The following is a 19210-nucleotide window of genomic DNA, read 5'->3' as shown; positions in this document are numbered from 1 at the left end:
ATCAGACGATAACAAAAAGGCCCACAGAGGCTTCCAGACGGATTTAAGGTTGCACAATGAGATACAACAAAAACGTTTTGTTTGGCGGGTTGCTGGCTCTGTCCTTTGCTGCTTCGCCACTTCAGGCGGCAGTGTCTTCATCCGAGGCAGCGCGCCTTGGCCAGGATCTCACCCCGTTCGGTTCACCCAAGGCCGGTAACGATGCCGGCACCATTCCGGCGTGGGATGGCGGGCTGACGGAGCCGCCGGCTGGCTACGAGGGCAGCGGGCAGCACCATATCAATCCATTCCCCGACGACGAAGTGCTGTTTACCATTACAGCCTCCAACATGGATCAGTACAGCGAGTATCTGACCGATGGCGTCCGGGCGATGCTGGAAACCTACCCGACCACCTTCCGCATACCCGTGTATCAGTCCCGGCGCACCCACGCGGTGCCCGAATGGGTGGCTGAAAACACCCGTAAGAACGCGGTAAATGCCGAGATTGTGGGTGAGGCAGAGGGTATTGAGGGTGCCTTTGGTGGCTATCCTTTCCCGATTCTTCACGGCAATAATGAAGAAAAGGCCTGGCAGGTAATCTGGAACCACCTGACCCGTTGGCGCGGTGTGTCTGTCACCCGGCGCTCCAGTGAGGTGGCGGTTCAGACCAATGGCGACTACAGCCTGGTGACCTCTCAGCAGGAAGCGTTCTTCAACTTCTACAACCCTGAGGGTGGTGAAGAAGATCTGGACAACGTGATCTTCTACTATCTCTCGTTCACTCAGTCGCCACCCCGTCTTGCCGGTGGCGCCATTCTGATTCACGAAACCCTGAACCAGATCATCAATCCGCGCAATGGCTGGGGCTATAACGCTGGTCAACGTCGTGTCCGCCGTGCTCCGAACCTGGGCTACGACTCACCGATTGCGGCCTCCGATAACCTGCGTACCGCTGATGACACCGATATCTTCAACGGTGCCATGGATCGCTATAACTGGGATTACGAAGGTGTTCGGGAAATCTACATTCCCTACAACAACTACCGGATCGGTGAGAAGGGAACGCCTTACTCTGAAATTCTGGGTATGTCCCACTTGAATCCTGATCTGACCCGCTGGGAGCTGCACCGCGTGCACGTGGTCGAAGCGACCCTCAAGGAAGGCGAGCGTCACATCTACGGTAAGCGCCGCTTCTATGTGGATGAAGACAGCTGGAACACCGTATTGCTCGACCAGTATGACGGTCGCGGCAATCTCTGGCGTGTGACCATGGGTATTCCCAAGAACTACTACGAGTTGCCGGGGGTTTGGACGGTGCTTGATGTGTATCACGATCTCCAGGCGCGTCGATATCACGTGTTGGGTCTGGATACCGAAGAGCCGAATACCCGTGTATTTACCAATGATGTACCAAACACACGGTACTTCTCGCCAGCTTCTTTGCGCAGGCGAAGCGTACGCTGAGGCTTCGGCGCCGGTTTGATCCGGCGCCTGAGGCCACAAGCAGGATGTCGACCGGCGGCCCAGGGGGCTGCCGGTTTGTTTGCGAAGGCTGCTGCCAGTCGTGCAGCAGGCGCATCAGGATTTAACCAACGTAAAGGCAATCTGAATGGCTAAAAGGTTCATGTGCGAGACACTGGGAACTGCCTGCCTTGGCCTCTCTATGGCACTGGCAGCTCCAGCGGCATTTGCACTCGCGGATATAATCGAGACACCGGCGAGGCCAACAGAACTGGCTCCCCAGTCACTACTGACCGACGCAACCCGCGCAGGCGATCGAATCGTGTCAGTGGGTGAGCGTGGGCACGTAATCTATTCCGACGATCAGGGCCAGTCGTGGACGCAGGCCGAGGTGCCGGTGGCGGTCACGTTGACCGCCGTTGATTTTGGCACCGAGCAGCATGGCTGGGTGGTTGGCCACAGCGGTGTTGTGCTGCATTCCAGCGATTCCGGGGAGACCTGGGAGCTGCAGCTCGATGGTATTCAGGCCGCCGAGCTGGTGATTGCCAGCAAGGAAGACCAGATTGCTGAGCTGGAAGAGCGCATTGAACAGGCTCCGGAAGAAGAGAAGGCTGACCTGGAGTGGGCGCTTGACGATCTGTTCTTCGCCCTCGAAAACACCCAGGCAGATATGGAAATCGGGCCGGTTAACCCGTTCCTTGATGTCTGGTTCGAAGACGAGAACCACGGTTTTGTGGTGGGTGCCTATGGCATGATTCTGCGAACCCAGGATGGTGGGCAGACCTGGGAAGACTGGGCGCCGAAACTCGATAACCCAACCAACTTCCACTACAACAGCATCACCGAGGTAGCGGGTGGCGCGCTGGTGGTGGTCGGTGAAGCTGGTCAGATTCACGTTTCTGTTGACGGCGGCGAATCCTGGGAGAAGCGGGAAAGCCCATACGATGGCTCCCTGTTTGGCGTCACCGGAACCGGACGGGTGAACGAGGTGCTGGCGTTCGGCTTGCGGGGCAACACTCTGCTGTCGACCGATCTTGGCCGTAGCTGGACCATGGTGCCCAATGAGGGCGGCGCCACCCTGAATAACGCGGCGGTGGCCGAGGATGGACGCATTACCCTGGTGGGAAATGGCGGCGCAGTGCTGATGAGCACCAACAATGGTGAAAGCTTCCGCCCCTACTTCCGCAATGACCGGGAAGGTGTCATGGGTGTGGTTCCATTGCCGGGAACCAATCTATTGCTGGTCGGCGAAGGCGGTGTTGAGATTACCGACGCTCGCGGCCGGAACCTGAATTAACGCCCTGGTGTGGCATCAACGGATTAATGGATAGAGGGGTTTTTTAATGTCTGACCCGATGCATGACAGGGGTGAACATTACCTGACAACGCCCAAGGCGGAACCGTTCCTTGAGCGTTTACTTTTCAACAACCGGGCGCTGATCCTGGTCGCCTTTTTTGTGCTGACGCTGTTTCTTGGCTACAACGCCATCAAAATTCAGCCGGATGCCAGTTTTGAGCGGATGATTCCGCTGGAACATCCGTACATCGTCAATATGCTGGATCACCGGGACGACCTGGACAACCTGGGTAACTTTGTCCGGATTGCGGTTGCCGTGGAAGAAGGCGACATCTTTACTGCCGAATACATGGAAACCCTCAAGCAGATCACCGATGAGGTGTTCTATCTGAATGGGGTGGACCGTTCCGGCCTGAAAACCTTGTGGACATCGAACGTTCGCTGGGTAGAGGTTACCGAGCAGGGCTTCCAGGGCGGTACGGTTATTCCGGATGGCTACGATGGCTCCCGGGAGAGCCTGGAGCAGTTGCGCCAGAACGTATTGCGTTCGAACGAAGTGGGCCGTCTGATTTCAGACAACTTCAAATCCACGATTGTGTATGCGCCACTGTATGAGAAAAATCCGGAAACCGGCGAGGCTCTGGATTACGCAGCATTCTCCCGTGAGCTGGAAGAGAAGATCCGGGAGAAGTACGAAGCACAGAATCCGAACGTCAATATCCACATTGTTGGTTTCGCCAAGAAAGTCGGGGACCTGATTGAAGGCATCGGCTCCATTGCCTGGTTTGCCGGCATTACCATTCTGCTGACCACGCTGCTGCTGTTCTGGTATTCCCGCTGCATCGCCGGAACACTGGTGCCGATCTTTACCTCAATCATTGCCGTGTTCTGGCAGTTGGGGGCCCTGCGGCTGCTGGGCTATGGCCTGGATCCATACTCGGTACTGGTGCCGTTTCTGGTGTTCGCGATCGGTATCAGTCATGGTGTTCAGATCGTTAATGCCATGGCGGTTGAGTCGGCCAAAGGTTTCGATGCCGTCACCTCAGCACGTCTGGCGTTCCGGGCTCTTTATATTCCGGGCATGCTGGCGCTGATTTCTGATGCTGTCGGCTTCCTCACGTTGGTGTTTATTGAAATCGACGTTATTCGTGATCTGGCTGTGGCGGCCGGTCTGGGTGTGGCGTTCGTCATTATCACCAACCTGGTGCTGCACGTTCTGATCATGTCTTACATCGGCATCTCCAAAGGCGGTGTCCAGCATGTTCAGAATCATGGTGAAAAGCAGGACCGCAAGTGGCGGGTCATGTCCTACTTCTCCCATCCGGGGGTTGCGCCGATTTCCCTGCTGATCGCGGTGATCGGCCTGGGGCTGGGCATGTACTACAAGCAGGACCTGAAAGTGGGGGACCTGGACCAGGGTGCGCCCGAATTGCGCCCGGATTCCCGCTACAACAAGGATAACGCCTACATCATCAACAATTATTCCACCAGTGCTGACGTGCTTGTGGTGATGGTGAAGACCCCGGAAGAACAATGTACCCAGTACAACGTACTCCGGGCCATGGACAGTCTGCAGTGGGAACTGCAGAACACCCCGGGTGTGCAGAGCTCCGCCTCCCTGGCTGATGTCTCCAAGCTGGTTACCAAGGCTCTGAACGAGGGTAACTGGAAGTGGTACGAGATTTCCCGCAACCAGACCATCATCAATGCCTCCATTCGTGACGCGCCGGCAGGTTTGATCAATACCAACTGCAGCCTCACGCCGGTTCTGGTGTTCCTGGAAGACCACAAGGCGGAAACTCTGGAAACGGTAGTCGAGCGGGTCGAACAGTTCGCCGATGCCAACAGCAACGAGGAGCATACCTTCCTGTTGGCAGCTGGTAACGCCGGTATCGAAGCGGCGACCAACGAGGTGATCTCGAACGCCAAGGACATGATGCTGCTGCTGGTGTATGGCGTAGTGAGTTTGCTCTGCTTCCTGACCTTCCGCTCCATCCGGGCTGTGGCCTGTATTGTGATTCCGCTGGGCCTGACCTCCATCCTGTGTGAGGCGATCATGGCGGTGTCCGGTATCGGCATCAAGGTGGCCACGCTGCCGGTGATTGCGTTGGGTGTGGGTATCGGTGTGGACTACGGTATCTATATCTACAGCAAACTTGAAAAGTTCCTGCTGGAGGGCAAGACGCTGCAGGAGGCGTACTATGAAACCCTGCGCTCCACCGGTAAGGCCGTTATCTTTACCGGTGTGACTCTGGGTCTTGGTGTTGTGACCTGGATATTCTCTCCGATCAAGTTCCAGGCGGACATGGGCTTCCTGCTGTTCTTCATGTTCCTGTGGAACATGGTAGGGGCAATCTGGCTGCTGCCGGCCCTGGCGAGATTCCTGCTTCGCCCGGACAAGATGCTGGCGAAAGCACGGGCTGCGAAGTCCTGAAAATCGCCCTGAACCAGCAAAAAAGCCCGCCTGTGCGGGCTTTTTTGTTGATAGGTCAGCTGGTTAGCGTGCTAATCCTTCCTTTATTTATGGCCAGAAGTGTTCTATGTTCTAGAACGAACCGGATGTTTGCCCGTATACCCGTGCGGGTAATCGACTATAACTATCAAGAAAAGGAAGAGCACACATGACACTGAAACTCAAAGCGTCCGCTTTTGCCGTTGCAGCCGCCGTGAGCCTGGGTGCCGCGTCCTCTGCGGTTTCCGCGCAGGAACAGCGCTTCGTGACCATCGGTACCGGTGGTGTTACCGGCGTTTATTATCCGGCGGGTGGCGCTATCTGTCGCCTGGTGAATATGGATCGCAAGGAGCATGGTATCCGTTGCTCGGTTGAGAGTACCGGTGGCTCCGTTTACAACCTGAACGCCATTCGCCAGGGCGAGCTGGATCTGGCTGTTGCCCAGTCCGACTGGCAATACCACGCCTACAATGGCACCAGCCAGTTTGAAGATGCGGGCAAAAACGAGAAGCTGCGTGCGGTCTTCTCTCTGCACCCTGAGCCGTTCACCGTGGTAGCCAGCAAAGGTTCCGGCATCAAGGCCTTTGAAGACCTGGAAGGCAAGCGCGTGTCTGTGGGTAATCCGGGTTCTGGCCAACGCGCCACAGCAGAAGTGCTGATGGATGAAATGGGCTGGACCATGGATAAGTTCTCGCTGGCGGCTGAGATCAAGGCTGCCGAGCAGTCCCAGGCGCTGTGCGATGGCAACATTGACGCTTTCTTCTACACCGTTGGCCACCCCTCCGGTGCCATCAAGGAAGCCACCACGTCCTGTGACAGTGTAATTGTTGCCGTTGACAACAAGGCGACGGAAGCGTTGATCAAGGAAAACCCCTACTACCGTAAGGCAGTGATTCCGGGTGGTATGTACCGTGGTTCCGACGAAGATGTAACTACCTTCGGTGTGGCTGCTACGTTCGTTTCCTCAACTGACGTTCCGGAAGATGTCGTGTACGAAGTGGTCAAGGCCGTGTTCGAGAACTTCGACAGCTTCAAGCGTCTGCACCCTGCCTTCGGCAACCTGAAGAAAGAAGAAATGGTCTCTGATGCCCTGAGTGCGCCGCTGCACCCGGGCGCGGCCAAGTACTATCGCGAGGCTGGCCTAATCGACTGATCGGCCAGGAATATCAACAGAGCGGGCTGAGGCCCGCTCTGTTGATTCAGTAAGGTTATTTCCCATCACAGGAACATTCTATGGCAAAGAATGACCCCGGTACCGGGGCGGGAGTGGATGCCAGCAAGGTAGAACAGGTATTGCAGACCGAAACCGGAGGCCGGGCGCTGACCGGGCCTGCAGCGGTCATCCTGTTCATCGTTCCGGTGTGCTGGTCGTTGTTCCAGCTCTGGATTGCATCACCCCTGCCGTTCATTCTGAATTTCGGAATATTCAATTCCACCGAAGCGCGCTCAATCCATCTGGCGTTTGCGGTGTTTCTTGCATTCTCGGCATTCCCGATGATCAAGGGGGTGCATGCCAACAAGGTGCCCATATATGACTGGGTGTTGGCTTTGGCTGCTGCATTTGCGGCTTCCTATCTTTATGTTTTTTATGATGCTCTTTCGCAGAGGCCGGGGGCACCAACCACCATGGATCTCTGGGTGGCGTTGGGTGGCCTGGTATTGCTGCTGGAAGCTACCCGGAGGGCCCTTGGGCTCCCGCTGACTATTGTTGCGGCGGTATTTATTGCCTACTCACTGGCCGGCCCTTACATGCCGGATGTGATTTCTCATAAAGGCGTGAGCCTGAACAAGCTGGCTTCCCACCAATGGCTCGGAACCGAGGGGGTATTCGGGGTTGCTCTTGGGGTGTCTACCAGCTTTGTTTTCCTGTTTGTGTTGTTCGGTGCCTTGCTTGAGCGGGCGGGAGCCGGTAACTACTTTATCAAGGTGGCTTACGCCATGCTGGGGCATATGCGCGGAGGCCCGGCCAAGGCGGCGGTGGTTTCCAGTGGCCTGAGTGGAGTGATTTCCGGATCCTCCATCGCCAATGTGGTGACCACCGGTACCTTCACCATTCCCCTGATGAAACGGGTCGGTTTCCCGGCAACCAAAGCCGGCGCGGTTGAAGTGGCTGCGTCCACCAACGGCCAGCTTACCCCGCCAATCATGGGGGCCGCGGCCTTCCTGATGGTCGAGTACGTGGGGATTTCCTATCTCGAGGTGATCAAGCACGCCATTCTGCCGGCACTGATTTCCTATGTTGCCCTGATTTACATCGTCCATCTGGAAGCCTGCAAGCTGAAGATGGAAGGGGTAGAGCGGCTGAATCGTCCAACCCTGGCCCAGCGCATGCTGAACTGGGTGGTCATTCTGATTGGCCTGATCGTACTGACCTTCGCGGTTTATTACGGGGTTGGCTGGACCAAAGGGGTGCTGGGTGAGGCTGCGCCCTGGGTGCTCGGGCCAATTCTGGTTCTGATCTATGCGGGACTGGTTGGATACGCCACCCGATTCCCGGAGCTGGAGGAAGACGATCCCAACAAAGAGATGACCGAGTTGCCGGAGGTGGGGCCCACGGTTAAAACCGGGCTCTACTATCTGCTGCCGGTGGTGGTGCTGGTCTGGTGTCTGACGGTTGAACGCTTTTCGCCCCAGCTGTCTGCCTTCTGGGCGACCTTGTTCATGATCTTTATCGTTATTACCCAGCGGCCACTGAAGGCCTTTTTCCGCAAGCATGGCGGATTGGTTTCTGAGTTCACCGGCGGCATCAGTGATTTGTTCCATTCGCTGGCGACCGGCGCCAGGAACATGGTGGGTATCGGCGTTGCGACAGCAACGGCCGGCATCGTAGTTGGTACGGTGACGCTGACCGGTATCGGCCTGGTGATGACTCAGTTCGTGGAATTCCTGTCTGGCGGAAATCTGCTGCTGATGCTCATCTTCACTGCTGTGATCAGTCTGATTCTGGGGATGGGATTGCCGACAACCGCCAACTACATTGTGGTTTCCACCTTGATGGCGCCGGTTATCGTAACCCTGGGGGCCCAGAATGGCCTGATCGTTCCGCTGATTGCGGTGCACCTGTTCGTGTTCTATTTCGGGATACTGGCGGATGATACGCCGCCCGTGGGGTTGGCCGCCTACGCGGCGGCCGCAATCTCAGGGGCAGACCCGATCCGAACGGGTGTCCAGGGTTTTACCTACGATATTCGAACCGCCATCCTGCCGTTCATGTTCATCTTCAATACGCAGCTGTTGTTGATTGGCCTGACTGGCTGGTTTGATCTGCTGGTTACGGTGTTCAGTGCCGTCACGGCCATGCTGGTGTTCTCGGCGGCAACTCAGGGCTTCTGGTTCACCCGGAGCCGGAAGTGGGAAACCCTGTTGTTGTTGCTGATTACCTTCACCATGTTCCGGCCCGGTTTCTGGTGGGACATGATCTATCCGCCGAACGAAGAACGGCCGGGGACAGCCGTTATGGAATATGTGGCGGATGTGCCTGCTGACGGTGAGGTGGTGCTGAAGGTGTCAGGCATGGCGCTGGATGGCAGTGATGTCACCACCTACGTCGAGCTTGAGATCCCTGAAGGTGAAACCGCGCAGGAGCGCCTGGCGGGTGCAGGCCTGGAAGTGTCAGAGCAGGGCGGTGATCTGGTGGTGGATTTCGTCAACTTTGGCAGTGCCGCGGAAGATGCCGGTATCCAGTTTGGCTGGACCATTGATGCAGTACAGATTGAGCTGGAGCGGCCACCAAAAGAGTTGATGTTTATCCCGGCACTTTTACTGTTGGGCCTGGTCGCTTTCGGACAGCTCAGGCGCAAGGCACGGGAGGATGCCCAACCCCAGCCGGCCTGATTGGCTTCGGCTCCGTAAAAACCCGGCGTTGCTGCCGGGTTTTTTTCTGTTAGACTCGCCCTCAAATCCGGCTCGCGGTTTGTGTCGCGCAGCCCGGCAACCAAGTGATCTTTGGTATAGATCACCGCTGAGAAACCACGAGGAGATCATCATGCCCGTCATTACCCTGCCAGATGGCAGTCATCGCAGTTTTGCTGAACCCGTAACCGTACACGACGTTGCCGCAGACATTGGCGCGGGCCTGGCCAAAGCGGCCCTGGCCGGAAAGGTTAACGGAAAGCTTGTGGATACCAGCCACCTGATTGAAAACGATACAGAGCTGGCGATTGTGACGGAGCGTGATGAAGACGGCGTGGATATTATTCGCCACTCCACTGCTCACCTGATGGCCATGGCGGTTCAGGAGCTGTTCCCTGGCGCCCAGGTCACCATCGGTCCGGTAATCGAGAACGGCTTCTACTACGACTTCAAATATGAGCGCCCGTTTACCAATGAAGACATGGCGCGCATTGAAAAGCGTATGGAAGAACTCGCGAAACAGGATCTGCCGGTTTCCCGCTCCATTATGTCCCGGGACGAAGCGATCAAGCTGTTTAACGAGATGGGCGAGGAGTACAAGGTTCGCATCATCGAAGACATTCCGGGAGAGGAAGACCTGTCATTCTATCGTCAGGGCGACTTCATCGATCTGTGTCGTGGTCCTCACGTGCCCAGCACCGGTAAGCTCAAGGCCTTCAAGCTGACCAAGGTGGCCGGTGCCTATTGGCGTGGCGATACCAGTAATGAGCAGCTGCAGCGTATCTACGGTACTGCCTGGGGTAACAAGAAAGACCTCAAGGCCTACCTGCACCGCCTGGAAGAAGCTGAAAAAAGGGATCATCGCAAGATTGGCAAGAAGCTGGGCCTGTTCCACATGCAGGAAGAAGCCCCGGGTATGGTGTTCTGGCATCCGGATGGCTGGTCCCTCTATCAGGAGGTGGAACAGTACATGCGTGCCCAGCAGCATAAGCATGGCTACAAGGAGATCAAGACACCTCAGGTGGTGTCGCGGACCCTGTGGGAAAAGTCCGGCCACTGGGACAAGTTCAAGGACGACATGTTTACCACTGAGTCCGAGAAGCACGATTACGCCATCAAACCCATGAACTGTCCGTGTCACGTGCAGGTGTTTAATCAGGGCCTGAAGAGCTACAAGGATCTGCCGCTGCGCCTGGCCGAGTTTGGCTCCTGCCACCGGAATGAAGCTTCTGGCGCGTTGCATGGACTGATGCGGGTGCGTGGTTTTACCCAGGATGATGCCCATATCTTCTGTGAGGAAGATGCTATCCAGGAAGAAGTGTCTGCATTTATTGCCATGTTGCACGAGATATATGCGGACTTCGGCTTCAGTGAAATCCTTTACAAGCTGTCCACCCGCCCTGAAAAGCGGGTCGGGTCGGACGAAGTCTGGGACAAATCCGAGGCAGCGCTCGAGCAGGCGCTGAACCGTGAAGGGGTTGACTGGGAGCTGTTGCCGGGCGAAGGTGCCTTCTACGGCCCGAAGATCGAGTTTTCTCTGAAAGATTGCCTCGGTCGGGTGTGGCAGTGTGGTACCATCCAGGTCGACTTCTCGATGCCGGGTCGTCTGGGGGCGCAGTATGTGGCCGACAATTCCGAGCGCAAAACGCCGGTTATGCTGCATCGGGCTGTACTGGGTTCCTTTGAGCGCTTCATCGGTATCCTGATCGAGGAGTACGAGGGTGCTTTCCCAACCTGGCTGGCACCGACACAGGTTGCTGTCCTGAATATTACCGATAAACAGCGTGATTACTGTCAGAATCTGGCCAAAAAACTGGATTCTTTAGGCTATCGGGTTAATGCTGACTTGAGAAACGAGAAGATCGGCTTTAAAATCCGCGAGCATACTCTAAATAAGGTTCCCTATCTGGTTGTTGTTGGCGATAAAGAAATCGAGAACAACGCCGTTGCCGTCCGGACACGTAAGGGCGAAGACCTGGGAACCATGTCGGTCGACGATTTTGAAAAGCTGCTTGCAGCCGACGTCGAGCGCAAAGGTAGAACCAAAACGGAGATCTGATTATTAAACAGCGAGCGAATCGGGGTGGGCGCGCACCCAAGGCGCCTATCAATGAGAATATTGACGCAACTGAAGTCCGACTGATTGATGCCGAAGGCAATCAGGTCGGGATTGTTCCGATCGAAGACGCCCTGCGTATGGCGGAAGAGGCGACCCTGGATCTGGTACAGGTTACGGATTCCGATCCGATCGTCTGTAAGATAATGGACTACGGCAAGAAGATCTTTGAAGAGAAAAAGGCCAAGGCGGCTGCCAAGAAAAAGCAGAAGCAGACGCAGGTCAAAGAGCTGAAGTTCCGACCAGGAACGGAAGAAGGGGATTATCAGGTCAAACTACGCAACCTGGTACGTTTCCTTGAGAACGGGGACCGCGGCAAGATCACAATCCGGTTCCGTGGACGTGAGATGGCACACCAGGAAATTGGTATGAAGCTCATGCAGCGGATTGAGGAAGATGTGGCAGAAATAGCCCAGGTTGAGATGCGGCCGAAAATGGAAGGCCGGCAGATGACCATGGTTATCGCACCCCGCAAGAAGAAGTGAACCTGATCCCGTGACGGGTCCCCCGCATTAGCGGGGGATTTGTCGTTCAGGGGCACAATTGTTTATCCAAAATAGAATGCGGAGTTTTAAAAATGCCGAAGATGAAAACCAAGAGCGGAGCTACCAAGCGGTTCAAGAAGACCGCCACTGGCTTCAAGCACAAGCAGTCCTTCACCAGCCACATCCTGACCAAGAAGAGCCCGAAGCGTAAGCGTCAGCTGCGCGGTACCAAGCTCATCGCCAAGTCGGACGTAGCGTCTATCAAGCGCATGACCGCGTGCTGATTCAGCCGCGCGAATCATTCCTTAGAAAGTAAAGGTAGAAGGATTAAAGTATGGCTCGTGTAAAGCGTGGCGTGGTAGCACGTCGTCGTCACAAGAAGATTCTCAATCAGGCCAAAGGTTACTACGGTGCCCGTAGCCGTGTTTACCGCGTTGCCAAGCAAGCGGTTATCAAGGCTGGTCAGTATGCATACCGTGACCGTCGCAACCGTAAGCGTGCATTCCGCGCTCTGTGGATTGCCCGTATCAACGCTGGCGCCCGTGCAAACGGTCTGTCTTACAGCCGTCTGATCGCTGGTCTGAAGAAGGCGAATGTTGAAATCGATCGTAAGGTTCTGGCCGATCTGGCCATGAACGAACAGCAGGCGTTTGCCGCTGTTGTTGAGAAGGCCAAAGCGTCCCTGTGATCGCTTAAGCTCTTTCATCGATTGCTGATCGATCCGGGCGCCCCATGTTTCATGACGGCGCCTTCTGATAGGGGAAGGGCACGCTCTTCCCCTATTTTTGTTTTAACCTACCCCATTTCTGGTTTGGAGCAGGGTCAATGGAAAACCTGGAGCAACTGGTTCAGGACGGGTTGAATGCCGTAGAAAAGGCCGACAACCTGCAGGCGCTTGATCAAATTCGTGTGGAATACCTCGGCAAAAAGGGTGTGATTACCCAGCAGGCAAAAACTCTGGGCAAGCTCTCTGCGGAGGAGCGCCCGGCGGCCGGCCAGAAGATCAATGAAGCCAAGGGGCAGGTGGAGCAAGCCATCAACGCACGGCGGGCAGACCTTGAGAAAGCGGCCATTGAAGCCAGGCTTGCGGCGGAATCCATTGACGTAACACTGCCGGGACGGGGGCAGGACCTGGGTGGTTTGCATCCGGTAACCCGCACCCTGCAGCGCATTGAGGAAATCTTTGCCCGTGCCGGTTATAGCGTAGAGCAGGGGCCTGAAATCGAAGACGATTACCACAACTTCGAAGCTCTGAATATTCCCGGGCACCACCCGGCTCGTGCCATGCACGATACTTTCTATTTCAATCCGGGTACCTTGCTCCGAACCCACACCTCACCGGTACAGATTCGGACCATGGAGGCAGGCAAGCCACCGTTCCGCATGATCTGCCCCGGACGGGTCTATCGTTGTGATTCCGATATGACTCACACCCCTATGTTCCATCAGGTGGAAGGTCTGCTGGTGGAGAAGAATGTCAGCTTCGCGGACCTGAAAAGTACCGTGGAGGAATTTCTCAGGGTGTTCTTTGAGCGGGATCTGAAAGTTCGCTTCCGTCCCTCCTACTTCCCGTTCACCGAGCCATCGGCGGAAGTGGATATTGAATGGGGACGTGAGCCGGATGGCAGCATCAAGTGGCTGGAAGTGATGGGCTGCGGCATGGTGCATCCGAAAGTGTTCGAATATTGCGGTATTGATTCCGAGGAATATCGCGGGTTTGCTTTTGGTCTGGGTGTCGAGCGCCTGGCCATGCTTCGTTATGGAGTAAAAGACCTGCGTATGTTCTTCGAAAACGACCTGCGTTTCCTTCGTCAGTTCCGTTGATACGACACCAGGAATTGGCGTAACAGGCTCAGAATCAACCGAATCAGGACAGGACCAGGATAATGAAATTCAGTGAACAGTGGCTGCGCGAGTGGGTAAACCCGAACATTGGCTCTCAGGAGTTGATGGACCAGATCACCATGGCCGGGCTGGAAGTCGACGGCTTTGAGGCCGTGGCTGGCGAATTTTCCGGGGTGGTTGTGGGTGAGGTTATTTCCGTTGCGCCCCATCCGGATGCCGACAAGCTGCGGGTGTGTCAGGTGAGCAATGGCGAGCAGACCGTGCAGGTGGTCTGTGGTGCCCCCAATGTTCGCGACGGGCTGAAGGTGCCTTTTGCCGAGGTGGGCGCTGTACTGCCCGGCAATTTCAAGATCAAGAAAGCCAAGCTCCGGGGCCAGCCCTCCGAGGGTATGCTGTGTTCGGAATCCGAGCTGGGCTTGTCCGATAACCATGACGGCCTGATGGAGCTCCCGGAGGATGCCCCGGTTGGGCAGCCGGCGGCTGACTATCTGAAGCTCAATGACATCACCATTGATGTGGATCTGACCCCGAATCGCAGCGACTGTCTGTCCATCAAGGGCCTGGCCCGGGAAGTGGGCGTGTTGAACAGCCTGGTCACCAATGCGCCTTCCATTCCGCCTGTGGAAGCGGTGCACTCGGAAGTGCCTGATATCCGGGTGGAAGCCCCTGAGGGTTGCCCCCGTTATCTGGGGCGTGTTCTGCGCAACGTCAATCTGCAGGCAGAAACGCCGCTCTGGATGCAGGAGAAGCTGCGTCGTTCCGGTATCCGTTCCATTGATGCGGCGGTGGATGTCACCAACTACGTCATGCTGGAACTGGGCCAGCCCATGCATGCCTTTGACCGGGATGAGATCAAAGGTGGGATTGTTGTGCGTATGGCTGGCTCGGGCGAAAAACTGGTACTGCTGGACGGTCAGGAGGTCGAGCTTACTCCGCAAACGCTGGTGATTGCCGACCACGAGAAGCCAGTGGCCATTGCCGGTGTGATGGGGGGCGAGCATTCCGGGGTGAGTGAGAAAACCCGGGATCTGGTGCTTGAATCCGCCTATTTTGCCCCGATCACGCTGGCCGGCAAGGCTCGTCAATATGGCTTGCATACAGATGCCTCCCACCGTTTTGAGCGGGGCGTGGATTATGAGGTGGCACGGGATGCCATGGAGCGGGCAACCGGTCTGCTGATGGCTATTGTCGGGGGTGAGCCCGGCGAAATTGTCGAGGTCGCCAGCAAGGATCACCTGCCAAAGGCGCGGGTGATTGATCTGCGTGAGCAGCGCCTGGCGGATGTGTTGGGGCTTAGAATTGACCGCACTACCGTTGAAGAGATTCTCAGCCGGCTTGGTCTGCACATCGACAAGCTGTTGAAAGACGGCTGGCGTATCAGTGTGCCCAGCTTCCGGCCGGATATTTCCATCGAAGAAGACCTGATCGAAGAGGTCGGTCGCATTTTTGGTTACAACAATCTTCCGGTCACCGAGCCAACCGGCTCGCTTGGGCTGCGGGCCCGGGAAGAAGCGGTTCGGCCGTTGTCTGTCGTGCGTAACTTTTTCGTCGCCCAGGGCTACCAGGAAGCGGTGACCTACAGCTTTGTTGATCCCAAGGTTCAACAGTTGGTGGATCCGGAACGTGAGGGGATTGCGTTGGCCAATCCCATCTCGTCGGATCTTTCGGTGATGCGCACGACGCTGTGGAGCGGCCTGCTTAAAACCGTGGGCTACAACCAGAACCGGCAGCAGCCCCGTATTCGTCTGTTTGAGACCGGTTTGCGATTCGTTCAGGATGCCGATGGCATCAGTCAGCAGCCGATGCTGGCAGGGGTGGTGGTTGGTAACCAGAATCCCGAAAACTGGGTAAACGGTCGCAGAACCACGGATTTCTTTGATGTAAAAGGGGAATTGGAAAGCCTGTTCCGACTGCTTGGCATCGAGGTTGATTTTATTGCCAGCCAGCACCCTGCGCTGCATCCGGGCCAGACGGCGGAACTGTTGAGGGATGGCGAGCATGTGGGCTGGCTGGGTGCACTGCATCCACAAGTTCAGAAAAATCTTGAACTTAATGGCACGATCCTGATGTTTGAGCTATTCTTGAATTCGATCGTTGCCGGTTATGTGCCTAATTTCAAAGATATTTCAAAATTCCCGGAAGTTCGCCGGGATTTGGCTATCATTATCGGGAGCGATGTGGCGTTCGCCCAGGTAGAACATGTGGCCCGTAAACATGCTGGCGAGCACCTCACGGCGTTGCGTGTGTTTGATGTCTATGAAGGTGAAAGCCTGGGTGAGGGTAACCGAAGCCTGGCTCTGAGCCTGTTCTGGCAGCATCCTGAACGCACGCTTAACGAGGACGAAGTGCATTCGCTCTTCAACGGGGTTATCGATGCCCTGAAAGAAGAGTTGGGGGCAACACTGAGGAGTTGACAGATGGCGGCTTTGACGAAAGCGGACATGGCGGAGCGCTTGTACGAGGAGTTGGGGCTTAACAAGCGGGAAGCCAAGGAAATGGTGGAAGCTTTCTTCGACGAAATCAGAGGCGCACTCAGCCACAACGAGCAGGTGAAGTTGTCGGGTTTCGGCAACTTCGATCTCAGGGACAAGAAGCAGCGACCGGGACGGAACCCGAAAACGGGTGAGGAAATTCCCATCAGTGCACGGCGCGTAGTTACGTTTCGACCAGGTCAGAAACTGAAGCAGAAAGTAGAAGCGTATGCTGGAACCCAGTCATAACAATGAGCTCCCGGTTATTCCGGGGAAGCGTTATTTCACCATTGGTGAAGTAGCCGAGCTATGTGCGGTCAAGGCGCATGTGTTGCGCTATTGGGAGCAGGAATTCCCGCAGCTGTCGCCGGTCAAGCGCCGGGGCAATCGCCGTTACTATCAACGCGCGGATGTGATCACCATCCGCCAGATCCGCAGCCTGCTGTACGATCAGGGCTACACCATTGGTGGTGCCAAACAGAAGCTCAGCAGCAGCGAAGTGAAGGATGATACCTCACAGTACAAGCAGTTGATCCGTCAGATGATCACCGAGCTTGAGGAAGTGCTGGATGTGCTGAACACGCCGGTGCGTTGAGGCAGCCGTAAGCCTGTCTGCATTGAAGAACGACAAAAGGCCAGAGTGGCGCGAGCTGCTCTGGCCTTTGTGTTTCTGGAGCTTGCAGGCCTATTTTGTTTTGCAGGTCTTGATGCCGAGCAGGGAATAGGCAGGGCAGTTACCCACCAGTGCTGTGGCCAGCGGTACAATGCCAATCCAGCCCCAGGGTGTCTGAGGGCCAACAAAGACCAGGGCCAGCAGGACAACACCCACGATGGCACGAATAATACGATCAGCGGAACCCATGTTTACCGTCATCTTGGTCTCTCCTGTGTGATGTCGGATGATGGTTTGACTATAGGCCTGTTATTGGCCGGGTTCAGTGATAAAGTCACACAGGCAGACGACTTTCGATACAAGGCAATGCGGAATGGCCAGGCACAGTATTCTCGACACACTACACGACTCCCTGCGCAAAGATGTCCTGGAGGGTCTCCAGGCCATGCGTTTCCCTCCCGGGCAGGTGCTGTTCAGTGCCGGAGAACATTGCCGGGGGCTTCCCCTGGTGCTGGATGGCAGTATCAAGGTGCAGATGACCGGAGCATCTGGCCACAGCATCGTGCTCTACCGTATGGGCGCTGACGATATCTGCACGTTGTCCATTGGCTGTCTGATGACGGGGCGTGGCTACCGGGCTGAAGCCATCGTTGAAGATGAGGCAGAAGCCGCCATTATCCCGCGCGGATTATTCGATCGGCTGATGGATCAGTCGGCAGAGTTCCGGCTGGGGATTATGGAGTCCTATGGCCGTCGTCTTGACGATCTGATGTTGTTGGTTGAAGAAGTAGCGTTTCACCGCATGGATGAGCGTCTGGAGGAGTGGCTTCAGGTCCGTGCGGCTGCTGGTCAGAGTGTACTGAATATTACCCATCAGGAGCTGGCCGTGGAGCTGGGAACGGCCAGGGAAGTGGTCAGCCGACTGCTTAAAGAGCTTGAACGCCGGGGCCAGGTTCGTTTGGCCCGCGGCCGGGTAGAACTCACCGGATTACGGAAAACCGCTTCACCTGCGTGATAAACTGTGCGCCAGGCGCGCCAGCTGTTCTGAAGACTTCTCGAGGTTCGCTTCTGCCCGGCCATAGGCTTCCGTCAGGGTGATGGGCGCGGGGGTGATCGAGAAAGCCGCTGTTAACCCAACGCTATGGAGCGGAGCCAGTTCAGCCCCTAATTTTCCACACAGGCCAATCACTGGTACACCGCAGGCATGTGCCAGTCTGGACACGCCGGCCGGCGTTTTTCCAAAGGCGCTTTGAGCATCGATGGCACCTTCCGCGGTGATCACCAGATCCGCGTTGCGGATATGCTGCTCCAGTTTGACGGCTTCCATCACCAGCTCTATTCCCGGTTGGAGTCGGGCGCCCAGAATACCCTTGACCGTGCCACCGATACCCCCGGCCGCGCCACTGCCGGGAAAGCTGGCAATGTCCAGGCCCTGCGCCTTAACCAGACGGGAAAAATGCGCAAGACTGGCGTCCAGCTGACGAACGTCGTCTTCATTGGCGCCTTTCTGTGGCCCGAAAACCGCTGCCGCTCCCTCCGGGCCCAGCAACGGATTGGTGACATCGCAGGCCACAATCAACTGGATGCCGTTGAGTCTGCGAATCGCAGGTTCAAGGTCTGCCGTGGCCAGTCGTGCCAGGCCCGCACCGCCGGGCCCGATTTCCTCGCCCTGGTTATCCAGCAGGCGCGCCCCCAGAGCCTGTAACATACCAGCGCCGCCATCCGTTGTGGCGCTTCCTCCCAGGCCCATGATCAATGTTTTCGGCCGGTGTTTCAGGGCTGCCAGAATCAAGTCTCCAGTACCACGGCTGGTTGCCCGGAGCGCATCACGGGCCCCGGCGGGTACACAATGCAAGCCACTGGCTTCAGCTACCTCGATGACGGCGGTTTCGTTGTTATTGGCCAGGCCAAAGCGGGCTTCGATACGCTCACCCAGCGGGCCCGTGACGGCCACCGTATGCAGTTGCCCGCCCAGAGCCTCTGTCAGTGCCACTGTGGTTCCTTCACCCCCATCGGCGAGGGGGATTTCTACAATCTTATCCGCCGGGGCAGCGTTGCGCCATCCACGGGCGATGGCAGAGGCAACCTGCTGCGCTGAGAGACATTCCTTGAAAGAGTCGGGGGCAACAACGATCCGCATCTTACTGTCCTCGGTCTTTAACGTTTTCCATCACGACAAAGGTGCTGGTCTGGAGTACATGGGGCAGACTGGAGATCTGTTCTCCCAGAACCTGGCGGTATTCAGCCATGTTGCGGGTACGTATTTTCAGAAGATAGTCGAAATTCGCGGCCATCATATGGCATTGCTCCACCGCGGAGATTTGTCGGACGGCCTCATTGAACGCCGCCAGTGCCTTGCTGCTGGTGTCATTCAGGGTGACCTGGGCGAACGCAACATGAGAGAGCCCCAGCTTGGTCTGATTCACCATGGCGCTGTAGCCGGTAATGTATCCCTGATCTTCCAGCCGTTTCATTCGTACCTGACAGGGAGTCTTTGATAAACCGACCCGGGAAGCAAGGTCTGTCACGGTAATACGGCCGTTCTTCTGCAGTTCCCGGATGATGGAAAGATCGATTCTGTCGAGATCTGCCATGACTGCTATCCTTTGAGATAGTGGATGAATTTTTTTAAAAGGC

Annotated in this window: 17 protein-coding genes; 14 read left to right on the top strand and 3 right to left on the bottom strand. The window is 56.4% G+C overall.

Annotated features, from left to right (window positions below; translation table 11 throughout):
• Nucleotides 1-56: 56 nt before the first annotated feature.
• The 13 genes from ACAM27_RS14365 (at nt 57) to ACAM27_RS14305 (ending at nt 16555) form a co-directional block, all read left to right on the top strand.
• Entirely contained in the window at nt 57-1445 is a 1389-nt protein-coding gene (locus ACAM27_RS14365; RefSeq protein ID WP_011785539.1) for a DUF1329 domain-containing protein, read from the top strand.
• 145 nt (nt 1446-1590) lie between these two features.
• Nucleotides 1591-2739: a YCF48-related protein gene (locus ACAM27_RS14360; protein WP_023010629.1), complete on the top strand. Its 1149-nt coding sequence runs from the start codon at nt 1591-1593 to the stop codon at nt 2737-2739.
• A 46-nt stretch (nt 2740-2785) separates the two neighbouring features.
• Complete coding sequence (locus ACAM27_RS14355) at nt 2786-5173, top strand: RND family transporter (protein ID WP_011785537.1); 2388 nt, start codon at nt 2786-2788, stop codon at nt 5171-5173.
• 187 nt (nt 5174-5360) lie between these two features.
• The gene (locus tag ACAM27_RS14350; RefSeq protein WP_222534572.1) at nt 5361-6344 is read left to right on the top strand and encodes a TAXI family TRAP transporter solute-binding subunit; all 984 of its coding nucleotides are present in this window, start codon (nt 5361-5363) and stop codon (nt 6342-6344) included.
• A gap of 80 nt (nt 6345-6424) precedes the next feature.
• On the top strand, nt 6425-9025 hold the full coding sequence (locus tag ACAM27_RS14345; RefSeq protein ID WP_369612174.1) for a TRAP transporter permease: 2601 nt from the start codon (nt 6425-6427) through the stop codon (nt 9023-9025).
• Between the two features lie 151 nt (nt 9026-9176).
• Nucleotides 9177-11102: a threonine--tRNA ligase gene (gene thrS, locus ACAM27_RS14340; RefSeq protein ID WP_014420984.1), complete on the top strand. Its 1926-nt coding sequence runs from the start codon at nt 9177-9179 to the stop codon at nt 11100-11102.
• Entirely contained in the window at nt 11099-11644 is a 546-nt protein-coding gene (gene infC / locus ACAM27_RS14335) for a translation initiation factor IF-3 (RefSeq protein WP_081432078.1), read from the top strand. Before thrS ends, infC begins: the two co-directional genes overlap by 4 nt.
• A 92-nt stretch (nt 11645-11736) precedes the next feature.
• Nucleotides 11737-11928, top strand: a complete 192-nt coding sequence (rpmI, locus tag ACAM27_RS14330; protein ID WP_007151842.1) for a 50S ribosomal protein L35 — start codon at nt 11737-11739, stop codon at nt 11926-11928.
• A gap of 50 nt (nt 11929-11978) precedes the next feature.
• On the top strand, nt 11979-12332 hold the full coding sequence (rplT, locus tag ACAM27_RS14325; protein WP_011785532.1) for a 50S ribosomal protein L20: 354 nt from the start codon (nt 11979-11981) through the stop codon (nt 12330-12332).
• A 137-nt stretch (nt 12333-12469) separates the two neighbouring features.
• Nucleotides 12470-13468, top strand: a complete 999-nt coding sequence (pheS, locus tag ACAM27_RS14320; RefSeq protein WP_011785531.1) for a phenylalanine--tRNA ligase subunit alpha — start codon at nt 12470-12472, stop codon at nt 13466-13468.
• 62 nt (nt 13469-13530) lie between these two features.
• Entirely contained in the window at nt 13531-15903 is a 2373-nt protein-coding gene (pheT, locus tag ACAM27_RS14315) for a phenylalanine--tRNA ligase subunit beta (protein ID WP_369612173.1), read from the top strand.
• 3 nt (nt 15904-15906) lie between these two features.
• A complete protein-coding gene (gene ihfA, locus ACAM27_RS14310) occupies nt 15907-16209 on the top strand; it encodes an integration host factor subunit alpha (RefSeq protein ID WP_011785529.1) in 303 nt (100 codons plus the stop codon).
• The gene (locus ACAM27_RS14305) at nt 16190-16555 is read left to right on the top strand and encodes a MerR family transcriptional regulator (protein ID WP_011785528.1); all 366 of its coding nucleotides are present in this window, start codon (nt 16190-16192) and stop codon (nt 16553-16555) included. Before ihfA ends, ACAM27_RS14305 begins: the two co-directional genes overlap by 20 nt.
• Before the next feature lie 90 nt (nt 16556-16645).
• Here the strand turns inward: ACAM27_RS14305 and ACAM27_RS14300 are convergent, their stop codons facing one another.
• Nucleotides 16646-16834, bottom strand: coding sequence for a DUF2892 domain-containing protein (locus ACAM27_RS14300; RefSeq protein WP_011785527.1), 189 nt, complete (start codon nt 16832-16834; stop codon nt 16646-16648).
• Between the two features lie 112 nt (nt 16835-16946).
• Here ACAM27_RS14300 and ACAM27_RS14295 point away from each other — a divergent pair, with 112 nt between their 5' ends.
• Nucleotides 16947-17588 (top strand): Crp/Fnr family transcriptional regulator, encoded by a 642-nt coding sequence (locus ACAM27_RS14295; protein WP_369612172.1) that lies wholly within the window; start codon nt 16947-16949, stop codon nt 17586-17588.
• Here ACAM27_RS14295 and ACAM27_RS14290 read toward each other — a convergent pair.
• Nucleotides 17577-18713, bottom strand: a complete 1137-nt coding sequence (locus ACAM27_RS14290; RefSeq protein ID WP_369612171.1) for a glycerate kinase — start codon at nt 18711-18713, stop codon at nt 17577-17579. The genes ACAM27_RS14295 and ACAM27_RS14290 overlap by 12 nt on opposite strands.
• 1 nt (nt 18714) lies before the next feature.
• Nucleotides 18715-19167 (bottom strand): winged helix-turn-helix transcriptional regulator, encoded by a 453-nt coding sequence (locus ACAM27_RS14285; protein ID WP_011785524.1) that lies wholly within the window; start codon nt 19165-19167, stop codon nt 18715-18717.
• Between the last annotated feature and the right edge of the window lie 43 nt (nt 19168-19210).

Source organism: Marinobacter sp. RI1, from assembly GCF_041155085.1.
In the GTDB taxonomy this organism is placed as follows: Bacteria; Pseudomonadota; Gammaproteobacteria; order Pseudomonadales; family Oleiphilaceae; genus Marinobacter; species Marinobacter nauticus.
Note: the sequence above shows the minus strand (reverse complement) of the source record. Positions and strands in the feature narration are given on the sequence as shown.